Genomic DNA, 17,055 nt, shown 5'->3' with positions numbered 1-17,055 from the left:
TTACCAGCGTATCCAGCAAGGTGCCACTGATGAAGAACTTTTACTATTGCCACAACTAAAGAACAACAAGAAGGACTCCTACAGCATTTAGCTGATAGAGTCCTTCTTTATATCTGCCTTAATTCAATTTAATTGCATTGAGTTATGGCTTCGAGTATATATTTTTCACTCCTCAAGACTCAATTAATGAATTCTACTATATTCCAAAACAATAAACATCCCGTCAGCGCATGCCAGTAGGGTATCACCCATTCTTTCGGATTATGCAACGGTTTGGTGATATTTCAAAAGAATTTATGTAAGGTCAGGCTGCTCGCCTTACGATATTAAACGTACTGTCCAGTTCCAAGTACCTTGGCTTGTTACTTTGATCTTATCCCCAACGATAAAAAAGGCCGTATTTGTGGTGGAATCCCCGAAGAAGCCTTGTACCACTCTTTGCCTGGCTAATCGATTAAACCCTTCGGCGCGTTCCAGTGCCACCCCACATATCTATATTTGCTCCTTCAAAAACTTCAAGAAAATTCCTCTTAACATTAGATGGCAAGTAGAACTAACGTTTCAGTTAGTTATAGGGTTCCCAGTTCGTATCGCGTATATCTTTATCTGAGGCTTTTCTCACAAACTCTATGCATTTTTCTTCGCAAGCGCCAAATACTTTATAATTTTGCTGGCCCTGTCTTAAAGATACTATGTTTGCCCCACCATCATAATCAGGATCTGCAAACTGAATACCATCATCTTCCCAAAAACAAATTTCACAAATATCATAGGTTCCAGGCGGTTCATCGTTTAAGGTTTTGTAACCACAGCAAGGACAAGTATATTTTCCCACCGCTATAAGACCTCTCCTTATTATGTATCTATTTTTTGTTCTGTCAGCCAGTTATGTGAGTCCTTCATTACTTGTAATTTAAGGAGATAGGAAGATATCTTTCGGATAAATCGCTTTAAACTTTAAACATCAATATATCGGTCTGTATATCCTGTCTGTATCTGTATCAATCACATAACCAACCTCTGTGTCATCTTCAAAACGCAATCGATTAAAATTATGAAGTCGACAAAATATATCAGGTAAATCTCTAATATTAAGAGTTATCATTTTTGCTTGTATATACTTTTGATATAGTTCTTCTTGTGTGCATTGGTGACCAGTAATCAAATTTTGAAAAAAGTAACCTTCAATTTTAATAATCATAAAATCACCACTGGTGGTTAACCATTTTTTATAAATTTAGAATACTTACATAACAATTACTCAACTAAAGCGCATATTAACTTAACCTTAGTGAACAAATTAAAGCTCCCTTTCTAACACATTTGCTATGATAACTTCTATTTTTCTATTAATTTATTGAATATTTCTCTATCTTTGGAAGTAAAGTCGGAAATCCGTTTCTTTTGCTCGTACGTGTTGGTACTTGAATCCAATTTAATGAAGCCTTTTTCACCAACCACGTATACGATATTTTTTTCTATTTTATAAGACAGAACGTTATCAATCACTGAATTTGGAGCTTCAATTTGATGAGTGTATAGTATTGGAGGCTCACCCGCTCCTCCTCCTCTGTAAATCTGAAAAGTCCCATCTCCAAAAAACTCTAACGTATCTTTGCCATATGGATACTTCCTGATCGTGTCGTCTCCAGAATTTGCCAGAAAAATTATAGTAGTAGCTATAACTAGTAGAGAGATCAAGATGTAGATGTATCTGCGCTTCATCTGCACTTCACACCTCACTTCCAAGCCTTTTTTGTATCAGTTACTGTAACATAAGATGTATACTCATTGAGTGTTCCCCATGATTCCATTAAATTTGTTAGGTTGGCCGCAGCCCAACCGAGCTTGTTGTCCCCAGTAAACATTTGTTTAAAATTATATTCAAAATTATATACATCATAATATATTGTAGTAATTTTCCATTGTCCGTTTACATATGTTCCATCTATTTTGTACTTCATTTTGTGAAAAGCGTTATACAAATCTCTGTCGCTTTCAATTGCAATAGACTCATAACTTGAAAAACTTTTAACTTTTTTGTCGTTAGCTTTTTGTACTGCTTTATCAATTACATACATATTATGTTCTTTAGATTTTTTAACTTGCTGCGCCTCATATGACCACTCGTTAAAGTGTAAATGTCCTGGTTTGTAATCAAGTGAATGCTGAAGTAAATTTGCTGTGATGTCCCCGTACTTCTTTCGAGCTATAGGAACAGCTACTAATGTAAATGCTTTACGATCAGGATAATGTATTACAGTGTCTGTCGAATCTTTTACCTGCTCTACGCCTCGCACCCAAGTCTTTTCTAGTTCTACCATAGGATTTTCAAACGGAAAAGTATTATTTCCTGCATACACTAACATATTCTTACTATATGCGCCTTCTAGTATTTTTTGCGAGACATCAGGCTGATCCTGTTCTCTTGTTTCCTTAGGTTCTAACTGAGGAGTGTACTGAATTTTTCCCAATTGATCTTCTTTTTGTTTTAAAACAAGTTCAAACTCAAGAATCTTTTTGCTGGTATCAATCTGTTCTTGATACTTATCTACATAAGCGTGTGTAAACGTAATATCACGGATCGCGTTTTCATTTCTCACGACTTGGATGTTACATTTTCGATAGTAGTGCTCACTATCAGGTTTATATTCTGCGTTTGCCCATGTGTACAGCATGTTGGAATTATCCGCATTGTATATAACTGAAGGAAGCGAATGAAGCGGAATTTTGCTTCGAATATGTAGCGAATGAGCCAAGTTTGTAGACTTAGCTGAAAGGTTTATGGAACTATTATTCTTATAAGTAAAGCCAGTGATCTCACCTTTTATAAACTCGATTGGTTCAACACCGGATTTGCGTTCTATTCTTAATGAAATGCTCATTGAGATAATCTCCTCTATTAATTTAATCTATTTTTGCAGGAAAAATTTATGAAAAATAATTTCCAAATATTAATATATACGAAAAAAAATAAATAGTAAACATATTTTTAACTTGGTAAAAGACGTAAAAAAGACCCGGTTACCTAGGGCCTTTTATGTACTTGCAGAAATAATATCCTCCAACTTAATCCAGCTAAAATCATCCTCACCGCGTGACAGCCGTACGTGAGTTGTAGGAATCTATTAGCGCTTGCTCGATTAGCTGCACTTCCTGATCATCCAACTCTGGCTTGCCGCGCCGTTGACGGCCTTTCATGAGCTTTAGATACGCTTCCTTATGTTCCAGTATGAAGATTCAGCTGCTTTCCCATAATCCATTACCTTCGAGTCTTTTTGACATGTATGTAGCCTCCTGATGTGTAATGCACAAATTATATTCTGAGTACAAAAAATAAACTCCCGATCATTGGAGGTTTAATACCGTATAATGCCTATTTCCAGACGAGGAAAATGTAATGATCTTTTGGTCACCATCCCAGCCCTCTATGATTACAATATAGAGCGCATATCGCTCTTGTTGTCCCCTTCTTCCCAAAGCCAGCAACCGCGCGCCTTTATGTCCACTACACTGCTACCTGTCTTTATCTCCAGTTCCATCATGTTGGGCACCCGTCTTCGCTCAGCAGAATTATTGTAGAGTATTGGAGTAGCGTTCGATATCAGGTAACAAAGCGTTCAACTTCTTTGTTACCCGGCGTTTCCGTATACTATACAGATCAGAACAATGAACGACGAAAGCGGACACAACTATTATGCAACAACAATAGCGGAATAGACGGTTGCCAAAGTTACACTAAACTTTTGCAGAAGTTTACGATGGCGCACGTAAAGCCATGGAAGGAATATGGGGGCGATATTCCTGAGCCAATAGGATAAGACAAGAACAGCAGTAAATTTAATGTGTGTATTCCTAAAAGCCTACTCGTCCATTGTCAAAAGGGGCTACTGCCGAAAATTCTCCCTTGAACCAGCATTGCCTTTACAAATTGAGCAAATGAGGGATTTACAATAAAGTTCGGACCTCCCCCCCATTAACCCAACCTAAACAGACGCATCGCAGTTCGTGCCAACATCAAACGGCAGGTCATTCACCCCATTGGTGCCAAGATGCCAAAGGCTGAGGATAGCTGCGAGTTCCCAAAAAACAGTGTTCAATAAAGCGTACAATCGCAGCACGTTAGTTACATTTAACTAATCAGGAAATTATCCAAGTAGGAGGAAATAACCATGGCATTTGAAGGTTATAGAGAAGACAAGCGAGAACATTGGTTTGACTGGCCATTCCCCTTGTCGGTATCAATACTGTATGTGGATGCGGATGTAGATCTAGATGTAGATGAAACAGAAACGAAATGGTACCTCATTGACGAACAAGAAAAACACTTGATCCGAATTAGGGATGAAAAACAAATTGAACTGCTTCATCACTGCATGTATGGAGTCTTGTTAAATGACGAGAAGATCAACTGGATTATTGATAAAAATGGCGGTAGATTTACCTATCATGATGGCGTGGAAGATTATATCAAATCCCAGAAAGAATACCTTGATACATTATAAGAGGCGTGAACAGTTAAAAGCTCTACCGACCAATTAAGGTTAGCAGAGCTTTTAAATTTATTTAGAATATTCACTTACTTCAAATGTTAGGATACGATCATATAGCATGTAATCCTTTCGGCTGCTGAATGGACCTTTATTATTATCGTGTTTATTAATGGCGTATGAAGCCGATCCAGAACAAGCCTGCTTGCCCTCATACCATGAGATAAAGTCATTGACCTCTTTCATGCTTAGGTCAAACTCCTTTTCCAAACCAGTTGTCATAGTAACCACCAGAATTGCACGGTCCCCAGTTGGTAGAGATGGATCGGTTGGTTCGGGAGTTGGTGTCGGCTCAGGTGTGGAACCATCAATCTTCCCGAATATTTCTATAGTATTAACCGGAGAATTAGCCAATGTACTCTGACTTCCTCCAATAACGTAAATTTGTCCACCTAATGTTATAGCCCCAGCCCCACTTCTGGCTTGCTTTAAGCTAGCCTCAGGAGACCATTTATTCTGTTCAAAATCAAAGGATTCTACTGTATTAAGTTCATAACTACGTCCATCTGCTTCAGTTTTTCCAGCAATAGCAAATATTTTATTGGAATAAATGACAGCTTGGGCCCCTCCACGTGCTGTCAAAAGATTGGGTTTAGTTGACCAGTTATCGTTATCGGGATCACATTCAAGAAATGTGTTTAGTGAAACATTTAAATTATTATCAATATGTCTACCTGCTACAAGATAGATTTTGTCCTTATGTACAACTGCAGAGGAACCATGAAGTGTATTCGGCATAGGTTTCTTCGTTGACCAGATGTCGGAAGCCGGATCATATACTTGGACAGTAGCAACTGAACGCGTATTTGTTGTCATCCCACCAAACACATAAATCTTTCCCTTATACAAAACACTTGTCAACGAACCTAAAGCCAGCCTGCGGCATAGCTTTCCTAACACTCCATGTATCTGTCTGGGTATTGTAAACTTCAACATTATTTACTGAGGAGCCTCCTGTCCAGCTAAAGGCATTACCTGTATAGCCACCAATAACATAAATATCATTTCTATAAACAACGGAAGTTGCTGTAGAACGAGCCGTAGGCATGCTACTTCCTGAGGCCCATATATTATTTTTCGGCTCATAAATTTGAATATCCTTATATGGGTTTGATTCTGAAGAACCACCGAAAATATATATCTTGCCATTCAATTCAGAAACAGCACTTACCGCCTTAGGATTTTCTATAGTCGTTTTAATCGACCATTCATCGCTTACAGCTTCTGCTTTTACCTCTAAAGCTGACATATTCAAGAACACTATCGCTACAATTAAAATGCTCCATAATGCTTTAATTTTACTTATTACTCGATCTCCTCCTAGCCATATATTGAACTATTACCAAGATAAATCATTCTTAAAAACCTGTCTAAACATAAACTTGCTGATATATGAATATATTCTAAATATTTGTATATTTAGTTTTCATTGGGTATAAAAAACTCAGCCAGTTACCCGGTTGAGCCTTTCACATCTACTCTAATTCAAACTGGTCAACGAAAAATCTCTGCCGACCAATTGTGGTTAGCAGAGATTTCTGTTTTATTTGAGCATTCACTTACCTCAAACGTTAAGGATTTTTTAATATTTAATTATAGCTGATCCTGCTTTAGCCCACTCTTTTGATTCTAATTGAATCCATCCATATACTTTTGAATCAGAGTTGATCTTTTGTTTTATCAGAGAAAGGTTCTCATAGCTACTGGAACCGTAAAGACTCCCTGTTTTTGGTGCAATTTTTACTGATAACGTATTTTCTATACTCGGTGTATTTTCATCACTTGTCCAGACCAAACGATTATAATAATTAGCATTAAAAGGATTTTCCAAACCATTAATTGAAAATTTCACTCTTTTCCCTGTAACTGATACATCTGTATATGCCGTGTCATCTTTAAATATTACTGATTGTGATAAAACTATTTCTTGATTTGTGAAATTTTTGTAAGTGTCAAGCGTTACAGTTGCTGCATCTGCAGAAGCTGACAACGGAGCAATAACTGAAAACAAGAGAGCGATTGTGGAAAAACATAAAGTAGCTTTCCTTCCTAATTTCATTCTCATTTTTTTGTCCTCTCCTTCTTTTAATACTCATTAATAAACATACAGCTTAATGACTGTCAAAGTAAGGGGAGCTTTGTCTGACATGAAAAATACACATTTGATTAAGTCTCCTTTTTCGCGTCCACTCTAAATTCAAACTGCTCACGAAAGAAATAAGATCCGTTAATCTTAATTAACTCCGGTGTAATCTTCTCCAACTGCGCCCGTAGTCCACAATATCTATCAAATCCTCACCCAACGGTTGTATTACACCAAAGCCACTAAACTTGGTGATATATACAAAAAAATTCAATAAACAATATTTTTCACCCTAACTAAAGAAAAGGGCATCAGTGTCTGATGCCCTTTCAATTTGCAGCAGTTTCAAAAATTTAAGATTATGCGGTCCATTACAGATAAAGTGATTATTTCTGAAAGTACTTTGTTCCATTACTCGCAATGACGTCTTTGTACCAATGAAAACTTTTCTTTCTAATTCTTCTAAGCGTGCCAGAACCGTCATTGTTTTTGTCCACATAGATGTAACCATACCGCTTCTTCATTTCGCCGGTACCGTTACTCACAAGATCAATCGGCCCCCAACTTGTGTACCCTATAATATCAACCCCATCTTTTATTGCTTCAGCAATCTCTGCAAAGTGAAGATCCAAATACGAGATGCGGTAATCGTCTTCAATGGTATCGTTGTCCATAAGAGTATCTCGCGCACCAAGTCCGTTCTCAACGATAGACAATGGTTTGTTGTACCTTTCATGCAACTGGTTGCAGGTAATACGCATGCCTTATGGATCAATCGTCCATCCCCACTCGGAGGTTTCCAAGTAAGGATTGATCACGGAACCAAACACATTCCTATCCGTAAAATTTTTCAGAATTTCAGGATCAGCACTGGCACAACGGCTCGAATAATAGCTGAAACCGATGTAATCCACAGTATATGTCTTCAAAATCTCTAAATCTTCAGACTCAAGCTCTAGCTGAATTCCATTCTCGATGAAAAAGCGTTTGGCATAACCGGGATACTCCCCTTCGGACTGCACATCAATCAAGAAGTATGAATCACGCTCCATTTTCATTACTTCCCAGTAATCTTCCGGATTGCTACTGTATGGATACACATTTCCAGCCGCCAACATACATCCCATCATGGCGTTAGGAATAATTTCATGACAAGCCTTGACTGCTAGTGCACTTGCAACCAGTTCATGATGCGCTGCTTGATACAGAACTTGTTGTTTGTCCTCGCCTTCTTCAAAAATAATGCCCGCTCCTGTATAAGGAAGATGCAATAACATATTAATTTCATTGAATGTCATCCAGTATTTCACTTTATTTTTATAGCGTTCAAACAGTGTTTTAGAGTATTTTTCAAATAGTTTAATCATGATTCGGTTTTTCCAGCCGCCATACGTTTTCGCCAAGTTCACGGGTAAATCAAAGTGACAAATCGAAACGACAGGCTCAATATTGTACTTCAGAAGTTCATCAAACACGTCATCGTAAAATTGCAATCCTGCTTCATTTGGAGTTATATCGTCACCATTGGGAAAGATACGGGCCCAGGAGATCGACATTCGAAATGATTTGAAACCCATTTCAGCAAAAAGCGCGATATCCTCTTTATAACGATGATAAAAATCGATAGCTTCATGTGAAGGATAAAACTCGCCTTCCTCGGGTACAAATGAATTTAAGTTGCCAGTCGAAACCTGATTACGTTTGGGCCCCGTCGGCATCAAATCAATGGTCGTCAGTTCCTTACCATCAGCCAGGTAAGCTCCCTCAATTTGATTCGCAGCTGTAGCTCCACCCCACAGAAAATTATCCGGGAATTTAGTGATTTCATTAAACATTTCCACGTACCTCCCTATTTTTCTATACATATACTTTGATTAATTGTTCTTTTTCATTAACCATGTCATTTTGGGTCCCTACAATGACATCACTGACCTGAACACGATCACCATCCTTAACAAATGCATTGAAATGCTGACCTTTTAACTGAACCGTATCTTGTCCGATATGAATGAATATTTCTACCCCGTCATCACTAATGAGACCAATGGCATGTTTAGTACGGTAAATCGTTTGTACAATGCCGTTCACTGGGGAAACGACACGTCCATTCGTGGGGCGGATGGCTATCCCTTTCCCCATATGCTCTCCTGCAAAAGTCTCGTCTTTAATATCTTGGAGTCTAACAACAGTACCGGTCATCGGACTAACAATTTCAAATGGTTGGTCATTCAATTGACTTATGTTGGGAATGGGTTCTTGTTTGTCGCCCATATTTGTTGACATTGTTTCTGTTGGATCTTTAAAACCAATGAAGTAGATCAAGACAATTGATACATCCCAGATGTTTCAGTAATCCAACCGAAAGCAAAAACAGTTCATTGAATCCTTTAATCATTCCTGTCGCAGCCATTCCGTTTTGGACAATCCTTCGTCCTTCAATTGAAAGCGCAATCGTGTTACACAATGAACAATGCTGGTAACGCTTTCAATACCGCCAACTCGAGACAAAATCTCCTTGGCCAACTGGTCATAGTTCATGAATACTCTTCCTCTCTGGCTGTGACTTTGCATCAAAATAACTGAATAGCTGCCCCGTGCATAGATCTTAGGCAACATCACCATGCTGGAAGTTTAGCGATCCAGGTTTTGCCCTGCGACGGTTACAATCCTGTAAGGCTGTGTTAGCGATTTCCGATTTGTCACAGGCCTCAAATTTTGTGAAAGTTAGCTGAAGGTACGTCTTTTCTGGCCAGAAATGGTATTGCCTGATTGAACAGTCACAATCCAGTTGATGTACAAGCTCCCTTTGCGGACAATAATAAAACACTCTTTTTTGAAAATGCAAGGTTTTTTTCTCTGGAATTTAACTTGTAGAGAGGAATTCACATGAACATTCTTACATTTCATATATGAAGTAATTTTGGCCCAAATATTTAAAAAATAATTTGGGCTTGATTGCTATTTAATCATATTACTTTGTATTTAACTGTTACTGTCGCTTTGACCTACTTTAGATTTCATCCTGATTCTCTCCGAATCAGATTATTGACAAGAACAAACCTTTGCTTTTATACTGATACCGAAATGAACGAAATACTAAAACCCGATGGATGTGGATTTTTCTAGAGAGTCATCTCTATTTTCGCCACACGAATGCCTTTACGCATTTGTGTGGCTTTTTTGTATTCAAAAAAGGAGGATTGTTCATGAAGTTGTGGCATTATGCAGTTATTGTTTTCTTGGGAGGTTGTTGTTACGGCATACTTTCCACATTTGTTAAACTGGCATATAGCGCTGGTTTTTCAACACCAGAGGTAACTGGTGTGCAGTATTTCTTTGGTGCAGTTTTGAGTTGGATGTTTGTAATTTTTGTAAAAAAGAAAAACCTTACGTACAAGCAGGTTACAAAACTCCTTCTATCCGGAATTCCATTTGGACTGACAGGTATGTTTTATTATCAATCGCTACAGACCATAAATGCTTCCCTAGCTATCGTCCTTTTATTTCAGTTTGTTTGGATTGGGACACTATACGAATGGGTTCTCCAGAAGAAAAAACCAACCAGGGGTAAACTTATCTCGATTGGAATACTGCTCATCGGCTCGGTTTTGGCGGCAAACATTTTTTCTCAAGGTGATCTCTCACTCTCGTGGCAAGGAACGATTTGGGGGCTATTGGCTGCTTCAACATTCGCTTTATTTGTTTTCCTCAGTGGTGCTGTTGCGAAAGAAACTTCGCCCACACTGAAAAGCGCCCTTCTTTCAACCGGAGCTGTTATTACTGTTTTTGTGGTATTTCCGCCAACCTTCTTATTTAACCTCGATGTGCTGGCAGGATTGAGTCCTTTTGGATTAGTCCTCGGGGTGTTCGGAGTTGTGCTGCCTCCGCTTTTGTACTCCATAGGTATGCCACATATTGGTTCAGGAATGGGTACAATTATGACTGCATCTGAATTACCCATGGCCGTTATTATGTCTTCTCTTGTATTAGGAGAATTTGTAGGCTGGTCTCAATGGATCGGTGTTATCATCATTTTATGTGGCATCGCATTTAGCAACATAAGACACAGAGGATCAAAACCACAGACTTTAGTGAAGAAGAACACAGCATAACAAGATATCTATAATTTTAATAGGTTAGATGGACAATGATTTCAGAATAAGATTTGAAGCATTTACAACGCTGTGTAAAATGCGGGGGCTTATAACGCTCATCCCAGATTTCAAAATCATAGTCTTAGAATATTCACCCGCTCTGTTCAAACAAAAAAAAGGACCTATCGGTCCTTTTTTGAATATATGGCTAAACCTGTTTTTCATGTTTGAAAGGTTAAATTTTTTTCGCAGGATTAGATACCTCAGTTTCAAATATAGCTCCCCAAATTTTCCAAACTCGTATGTTTTCTGTTTTTATTATCAAGCATAATCAAATTATCTTTAGGCTGGTTAAGCTCCTCTTTTAGATTCTTAGCCTCGTTATAATGCTCAATGAAAGTTGCTTCGATGAAGTGAAGCTCGTTAAATATTTTGTTTTTGTCATTTTTATAAACTTCAAAGATTTGTTCAATATTTGGAAAGTATACATCATCATTTTCTGTTAATCCGATAGTCCTTGGGATTCGCTTGTTTAAATCATGGATTGCTACAGGTATACGCCAGATCCATGTATTCCTGCCGATTCCGGTTTCTCTTTCTAAGAGAAGATAAGTTAGTTAATGCTCTAGAGGGAAAACGAGGCAAAGCAAAAGGGCCAGGCATCGGCAGACCTCGAACACGACCCGAATATCCGGAGGTCAAGCTGAAACGCCTCGAAGCGGAAAATGAAATGCTAAAAAAGCTCTTGCAAATGTGAACGGAGGAATGGATGCTGTACCCAAGAGTAAAAAGTTTGCGGTGATCCAAGAATTGCTTAGTAAGGGACATAGCATCGTACTACTATGGCAAGAAAGTAGCCTACGTTGTTTCTGGCAATCATCTGAACCGGGAGTTTAAGACTGACCAGCCGAATCAAAAGTGGGTAACGGACATCACTTACCTCATGTTCAATGGACAGAGACTCTACCTTTCCACGATTCAGGATCTTCTTAACAACGTAATGGTTGCCTACCAGATCAGCCGCAGAAAGATTTGAGCCTGGTGTTAGATACGGTGAAAAAGGCAAGGAAACGACAGGACGCGCGAGGTGTTACTGCATAGCGACCAAGGATTTCAATATCCCTCTCGCCTCAGCTCAACAGGTGGAGCATGCCATCCAGAAGTATATCCATTTCTACAACCATGAACGCTTTCATGAGAAACTAAACAACCTGACTCCTTATGAATACAGTACTCAGGCTGCTTAATTATTGCTTTTTGATAGCTGCCTGCTTGAAAGGGGTCACTTCATGATTGCGGAATTTGCGAAGAAACCAAGATCAGATAGCGACTTGATGCAATGCCTAAACTTTAGGCCAATCGACCTCGGCCCGTTCTTCTGTAGCTTCCCATTTTTCGCGACCAATCGAAAAAGAAAATTTATATTGATTGCCGCTCATGAGTTGTCGTTTCTGACGGATCAAAGCAATAGTTCCTATTTTGTCACAACAAAAAAAGAAGGTAGGAAAAGTTTCCTGACCTTCTTAGCATCCATATTTCTATGTCTGAATAATATCATTGCTTTTTACCATGTTACTACGGATTTTCCATTTTAACTTTAAAGATAGGCTTTGGAGTAGTGGTAATGTTTAATGGATCTTATTACTACCACTACGTTCTCTTGCCATGCTACACAATCCCCCCCATAAATACGTCTGCTTACTATGAGTGTAATTAGACAAACTGACGATATGAAATCGTACAGTCTTTTCTAAAGCGGCTACATATAATGTTCTATATATCATTAAGAATGGCTTAAATAGTCAACTTTAATATAGTAAGAGTAGTATTGGTAAAGTTATGAAGTTGGGCTGGGGTTGCATTTGCATTTACTAATTGAATAGTTGTAGGAACGACCCCTACAGTAATAATGACTTCTGCCGAAGTTGGTCCGCCACCGTTACCCGTGAAAGGAACTGGGGTAACAGGGAATCCATTTACGGTAAGGTTAAAGTCAGCATTGCCTTGGTTATGAATTGTAAAATCTATTAGATAGCTCCCCGTTTCGTTGATTGTTATCGTTGGAGATGGAGGAGTGAAAGTAAATGCACCACCAACATTAGCCAAAACTCCAGTAAAGGTAATTGGTGAGTTACCCGGAACTGTGTCAGTTCCCGTACCAGGATCTGCTCGGAAAACACTTAAGAAGTCTGATATCCCGGCGCCTGCAGGCCCTGTTGCCCCCGTTGCTCCTGCTGGTCCTACCGCCCCTACCGTTCCCGCTGGTCCTGCTGGTCCTATCGCTCCTGCCGGTCCCACTGGTCCTGCTGGACCTACTGCTCCTGCTGGTCCTGTTGGTCCAGGAATTCCTTGAAAACCTTGTAGCCCTTGCTGGCCTTGAGCGCCTGGAACTCCCTGTGGACCCGGCAGTCCCTGAGGTCCTTGAGGTCCTTGAGGTCCTCGGATCCCTTTAACAATAACTTTCGGTAAAACTTTGACTTTTTTAACTACACATCTTCTAAATTTTCTCCGATGCATTTTCTTTTGCCAATAATAATGTCGAAACATATTTAATGATCACCTCCAAAGTCTAGTCAAAGTAGCTTATTGTGCAATTAACCAAAAAGATTGGGCTGTTGACTTCATCTTGGGAAAATAGGCATAGGTCTGACTCTATCGTGTTAGCATTATTACAGCTCATCCTTCTGAAGCTTATATCCAGTTCAATCAACCGATCCAGATTCTGCACTATCTGCATTTTTATATTTCTAGCCTGTAGGTCTTTGACCCACTGAGCTATACCAGCCTTAACAATCTTTCGGTACTATACCATTGATCAAAGATACCCTCGACGAACTCTATTTCGCGCTGTAGTAGTGTCTCTTGCTATTCGTTGTCTGTCCCATTGTCATTGGGGAGACGTTCACGCGTCTCCCTTTTTATTTATACTAGGCAGAATATACACAAACTTGTGAACCATCTGCGGTTACATTAATATAGTGAATGCTACGTTAAACAACGGTTTTATATATGGGGGAGAATAAATAACAATGGTTAACAAAGAAATATCTTCTGGTGACCAAAATTCTTGGACAGCATCTGATAAGATTCATACCGACCTGCTTGCCGCTAAAGTTTCAGTTTATAATCCATGCAATTTTAAATGTACTGGACCAATTCCAGAAAAACAAAACGCTGACTATGGGGCCTACTTCTTTAATTTAAATGCCCACTCTATACGATTCCGTATTGCAAAGACAACTCCAAAAAAGATCAGGAAATTTGTGACTATATAAGAGAATTGGGGATGGACCAATACAACCCTATGACGTATCAGATCCAATCGACTTTTTGGTTATTAGTACACGTAAAGACAGTAGCTTGAGGCAATTTGTATTCCCAAAATCTATTCTGATTAAATTATCAAACAAAGATGAAGGTGGTAAAAGAGCAATACGTATTTATCCACCATAGGACGCGCCTACAAGCCTTCAGGCTCAGAAAACTCAGACATGGCAGTTAAAGTATTTTCTTAACATACCTGTAAACGAACCAATAGACATTTCTCGTACAAACATACTTTACGATTTAGAATAATGTGTTGCAACATTAGAAAGACGTACCGGCTCCATGCCGGTCGCCTGCTGATATCGCATTTTAATCACATCACAAAATACTGGGTCGAGTTCCATGGTCCTGCAACAGCGGTCAAGCTGATCACAGGTCATAAGGGCAGAGTCGCTGCCGCCAAAGAAATTGACAACTACGCCACTATGCTGGCTACTATTCATAATTGGAATGGCTAGTAGATCAAGGGACTTCTGAGTGGGGTGAACATACTTATTTACATTGCCCCGTGAAACTTCCCATACTGTCCTAGGCAGCGGTTCCTCAACAGGAAGACCAGCCTTCCATACCGTAGTCTGTGTTCCGATCACCGTATCGGGCTGGAGCCTTGCTTTTCAGATGAGCGTAAAAGATCGGCTCATGTTTAAAACGATACTGTGCCCAACCAAAGGAAGCAGCATTCATAGCATCCTCAAATTTTCTTTCTACAATAACAAAAGTATGTTTCTTAGTAGAAACAAAAGCCTGATGAACAAGTGTCATCAGGCTTTGCTAAAATCAGGACGGCTGCTTTGGTTTAAATAGAGAGCGGTATTATGGTAAAGAAATATTTGAAAAGTTAAAGACAGGAGAACATATTTATAAGGGTTTAACGTACATATTTTTAGAATATTAAAAAAAATATAAATCGCAGATATTGGATTTTGGTACACAACTTTATTGTATATCGCACAGGGGAAAATAATTGTAGTTGACTCGCTAGTACACAACTTTATTGTTCGAAGAAAACTCCATAAAATAAGTTTTAGACTGACCTTAGAAATTAGAACAGCGACAACCAAGGATGAAAAAATAAAGGTCCTAGACTGTCGCTGTTCCATTAAACTAACGTGTCCCGTTAGTTCAATACCAATCCCATTCCGAGTAATGGTGATTATTAGGCCCTGTTAGAGCCTCGCGAACGTGATGTAATCGACTTGGGCAGGCTCTGCCGATTCGATCCGAAGTGCCCGGTTGATCTGCCCCCGGTGATATTGCCCATGTAAGAGGACCTGCGACAGGATGTCCCGTACGGACGTTCGGAACGGAACCCCGCTCTGGTTCGCATAGTCGATCATCTCGTCCAACTCGGATTCCTCGAGCCCTTCGATATAGACGCGATATTGCTCGGCGTTTTCTTCGAACATCGTCCGGATCGCCTTCAGGTCTTCCACTTCCTCCCACAACGAATATTGCGTGCTGCCCTTGCCCTGCAATCGGGACAGCCAGACTCGTTCCGCGACCGCGACGTGCCGAACCAGCTTCAGAAGGTCCTTGTTCTTCGTCTCACTCTCCTCAAGCACGTCCAAGATGCGCCCGTCCGCCCAGTACAGGTGGTCCATCATGCACTTGATCGTCTTCATTTCGGCCCCCCTCTTCGTCTCATCGATTACTTGAACCTACTGTTATTCGTTAGTTTAATCATTTGAATGAACTAAAACAACCTTTTTTGGATGAATTCCTTGTTGCTGTAACACTTCCAAGGAGAAACGTACATTTTCAAAGGTATTAGTTGCTTTATCTTCTTTAAGTAATGATTCTGAAGGTACTCCTAACGCTACCCCGACATTTTTTAGAAACTCCCATTCGGTTGTTTCTACATGAAGGGTCGTACCACCAGAAGGTAGAATAAATTGAGCGATACCGCTATGGTACAATGTTGCAACTCTTTCCATTAATTGAGGATGACTTGCTCCTGGGAATTAATATAATGTCTGACTGTTCCAACTCCGTTTCGAAAAACATAAAATCACTAATACAATCAAAGGGGAATGACATATGTAGAACTCCTCAGTATTAACACCCTGGAATCCGGTATTTTCGAAGTATTCAAAGACTATCCATTCGCTATTTGGTTAAACTTTCCTGCCCGTTAGCTTAATGAAGCATCGTCAGACTATTACTTTATTTTTCTGTCTAGAACTTTATTTTCTTCTGACACCTCAATAAAGACCGCAAAGGCTTAAGCCCTTACGGTCTAATTTACTTCTGGCATCCTAAGTCCGATTTCACCTTCCTTGTTGCGGTCCCGACCATAGTCAATAACCACAAAATCCAAAGTCCGATTAATTTTAAGACTGTTTGCTATATTTACAATCGCTCGTCGTCGTTTAACTGCAAATGTCGTAGCTGAGATACCAGGCACATCTTTTCTGTATCCCTTCTCCATATACTGCTGGGCCTTGAGGTATTTTTTACCGTCTATGAACAGCAGCTTAGCAGCAAGTCCCTCGTGTGGATCCCTCATGTTGTTTACGGCGAAGCGGACATTGTTTGTGATGAATTGATAGAATTTGTAATTCATATGCCGTTTGTCCTTTAGGATTACAGCGTTTGCTGTTACACCTGCCGTTAACTCCTGACCTGACTCTCGTTTTGCAATTGCCCCCTCGGCGGAAAGTAACTCATACGCAGACATTCCGTTTTCAATCTACTGGAGAGCAAACTCATAGTTTTTGATCACCTCGATCATATCAACATACTTACTAAGAAGCCACTTTGTTTTTCGAATATCTTCCTGCTCAATGTCCGAAAAAAAGTTTACCTGGATTATCTTTTGTGTATCAGAAGACTCATCTTCAAGACTATTAACTATACACATTTGATCGTCATTCATCGTTTATCATTCCTTTATATAATGTGATAATTTGGTGAAATCGTTATTTTTGGTAGATATATGTAAATCAAAACACTATAATTACCTTACACCATAGTTTGCATACGAAGAAAACAAACTAAGGAG

15 protein-coding genes and 5 pseudogenes are annotated in these 17,055 nt (G+C 39.4%); 4 read left to right on the top strand and 16 right to left on the bottom strand.

Translation table 11 applies throughout. The features are described 5' to 3' along the window. Positions 1 to 565: 565 nt before the first annotated feature. The 4 genes and pseudogenes from MKX59_RS13110 to MKX59_RS13095 all read right to left on the bottom strand — a co-directional run bounded on the left by MKX59_RS13110 (position 566) and on the right by MKX59_RS13095 (position 3,240). Complete coding sequence (locus MKX59_RS13110) at positions 566 to 835, bottom strand: CPCC family cysteine-rich protein (protein WP_023989009.1); 270 nt, start codon at positions 833 to 835, stop codon at positions 566 to 568. Positions 836 to 1,338: 503 nt separating this feature from the next. Then, complete coding sequence (locus MKX59_RS13105) at positions 1,339 to 1,725, bottom strand: hypothetical protein (protein ID WP_179085455.1); 387 nt, start codon at positions 1,723 to 1,725, stop codon at positions 1,339 to 1,341. Positions 1,726 to 1,739: 14 nt separating this feature from the next. Further along, on the bottom strand, positions 1,740 to 2,885 hold the full coding sequence (locus MKX59_RS13100) for a hypothetical protein (protein ID WP_076264866.1): 1,146 nt from the start codon (positions 2,883 to 2,885) through the stop codon (positions 1,740 to 1,742). A 153-nt stretch (positions 2,886 to 3,038) separates the two neighbouring features. Next, a pseudogene (locus MKX59_RS13095) lies at positions 3,039 to 3,240 on the bottom strand (YolD-like family protein). A 932-nt stretch (positions 3,241 to 4,172) separates the two neighbouring features. On the opposite strand from MKX59_RS13095, the gene MKX59_RS13090 reads away from it, so the two are divergent. Continuing rightward, positions 4,173 to 4,505: a hypothetical protein gene (locus MKX59_RS13090; protein ID WP_023989013.1), complete on the top strand. Its 333-nt coding sequence runs from the start codon at positions 4,173 to 4,175 to the stop codon at positions 4,503 to 4,505. Positions 4,506 to 4,562: 57 nt separating this feature from the next. Here MKX59_RS13090 and MKX59_RS13085 read toward each other — a convergent pair whose 3' ends face one another. The 6 genes and pseudogenes from MKX59_RS13085 to MKX59_RS13060 form a co-directional block, all read right to left on the bottom strand. Continuing rightward, a complete protein-coding gene (locus tag MKX59_RS13085; RefSeq protein ID WP_218638978.1) occupies positions 4,563 to 5,366 on the bottom strand; it encodes a Kelch repeat-containing protein in 804 nt (267 codons plus the stop codon). Positions 5,367 to 5,391: 25 nt separating this feature from the next. Next, positions 5,392 to 5,799 (bottom strand): Kelch repeat-containing protein, encoded by a 408-nt coding sequence (locus MKX59_RS13080; protein WP_076264865.1) that lies wholly within the window; start codon positions 5,797 to 5,799, stop codon positions 5,392 to 5,394. Positions 5,800 to 6,132: 333 nt separating this feature from the next. Further along, positions 6,133 to 6,615: a hypothetical protein gene (locus tag MKX59_RS13075; protein WP_028541738.1), complete on the bottom strand. Its 483-nt coding sequence runs from the start codon at positions 6,613 to 6,615 to the stop codon at positions 6,133 to 6,135. Positions 6,616 to 7,019: 404 nt separating this feature from the next. Next, positions 7,020 to 8,468 (bottom strand): annotated as a pseudogene (locus MKX59_RS13070) (6-phospho-beta-glucosidase). A 22-nt stretch (positions 8,469 to 8,490) separates the two neighbouring features. Then, positions 8,491 to 8,955, bottom strand: coding sequence for a PTS sugar transporter subunit IIA (locus tag MKX59_RS13065; protein WP_340858473.1), 465 nt, complete (start codon positions 8,953 to 8,955; stop codon positions 8,491 to 8,493). A gap of 78 nt (positions 8,956 to 9,033) precedes the next feature. Further along, positions 9,034 to 9,171, bottom strand: a pseudogene (locus MKX59_RS13060) (PTS transporter subunit EIIB); the annotation flags it as partial. 668 nt (positions 9,172 to 9,839) lie between these two features. On the opposite strand from MKX59_RS13060, the gene MKX59_RS13055 reads away from it, so the two are divergent. Both MKX59_RS13055 and MKX59_RS27595 read left to right on the top strand, forming a co-directional pair. Next, positions 9,840 to 10,745: an EamA family transporter gene (locus MKX59_RS13055; protein ID WP_340858472.1), complete on the top strand. Its 906-nt coding sequence runs from the start codon at positions 9,840 to 9,842 to the stop codon at positions 10,743 to 10,745. A 986-nt stretch (positions 10,746 to 11,731) separates the two neighbouring features. Beyond that, a complete protein-coding gene (locus tag MKX59_RS27595) occupies positions 11,732 to 11,974 on the top strand; it encodes an IS3 family transposase (protein ID WP_091002005.1) in 243 nt (80 codons plus the stop codon). 547 nt (positions 11,975 to 12,521) lie between these two features. Here the strand turns inward: MKX59_RS27595 and MKX59_RS13050 are convergent. Continuing rightward, positions 12,522 to 13,274 (bottom strand): collagen-like protein, encoded by a 753-nt coding sequence (locus MKX59_RS13050; RefSeq protein ID WP_340858471.1) that lies wholly within the window; start codon positions 13,272 to 13,274, stop codon positions 12,522 to 12,524. Positions 13,275 to 13,756: 482 nt separating this feature from the next. Between MKX59_RS13050 and MKX59_RS27590 the strand changes: the two are divergent. Then, a pseudogene (locus tag MKX59_RS27590) lies at positions 13,757 to 14,180 on the top strand (MepB family protein). 107 nt (positions 14,181 to 14,287) lie between these two features. On the opposite strand, the gene MKX59_RS13035 reads toward MKX59_RS27590, so the two are convergent. The 5 genes and pseudogenes from MKX59_RS13035 to MKX59_RS13015 all read right to left on the bottom strand — a co-directional run bounded on the left by MKX59_RS13035 (position 14,288) and on the right by MKX59_RS13015 (position 16,929). Continuing rightward, entirely contained in the window at positions 14,288 to 14,644 is a 357-nt protein-coding gene (locus MKX59_RS13035) for a DNA methyltransferase (RefSeq protein WP_340858469.1), read from the bottom strand. Further along, positions 14,598 to 14,816 (bottom strand): hypothetical protein, encoded by a 219-nt coding sequence (locus MKX59_RS13030; RefSeq protein ID WP_023989025.1) that lies wholly within the window; start codon positions 14,814 to 14,816, stop codon positions 14,598 to 14,600. Before MKX59_RS13030 ends, MKX59_RS13035 begins: the two co-directional genes overlap by 47 nt. 404 nt (positions 14,817 to 15,220) lie before the next feature. Then, complete coding sequence (locus MKX59_RS13025; RefSeq protein ID WP_071558644.1) at positions 15,221 to 15,676, bottom strand: DinB family protein; 456 nt, start codon at positions 15,674 to 15,676, stop codon at positions 15,221 to 15,223. A gap of 54 nt (positions 15,677 to 15,730) precedes the next feature. Continuing rightward, positions 15,731 to 15,988: a YdcF family protein gene (locus tag MKX59_RS13020; protein WP_075154283.1), complete on the bottom strand. Its 258-nt coding sequence runs from the start codon at positions 15,986 to 15,988 to the stop codon at positions 15,731 to 15,733. A 302-nt stretch (positions 15,989 to 16,290) separates the two neighbouring features. Beyond that, positions 16,291 to 16,929: pseudogene (locus MKX59_RS13015) on the bottom strand (hypothetical protein). Between the last annotated feature and the right edge of the window lie 126 nt (positions 16,930 to 17,055).

The organism is Paenibacillus sp. FSL R7-0340 (assembly GCF_038002205.1).
Classification (GTDB): Bacteria; Bacillota; Bacilli; order Paenibacillales; family Paenibacillaceae; genus Paenibacillus; species Paenibacillus polymyxa_B.
The sequence above is the reverse complement of the archived record's forward strand: the minus strand, read 5'-3'. Positions and strand labels throughout refer to the sequence as shown.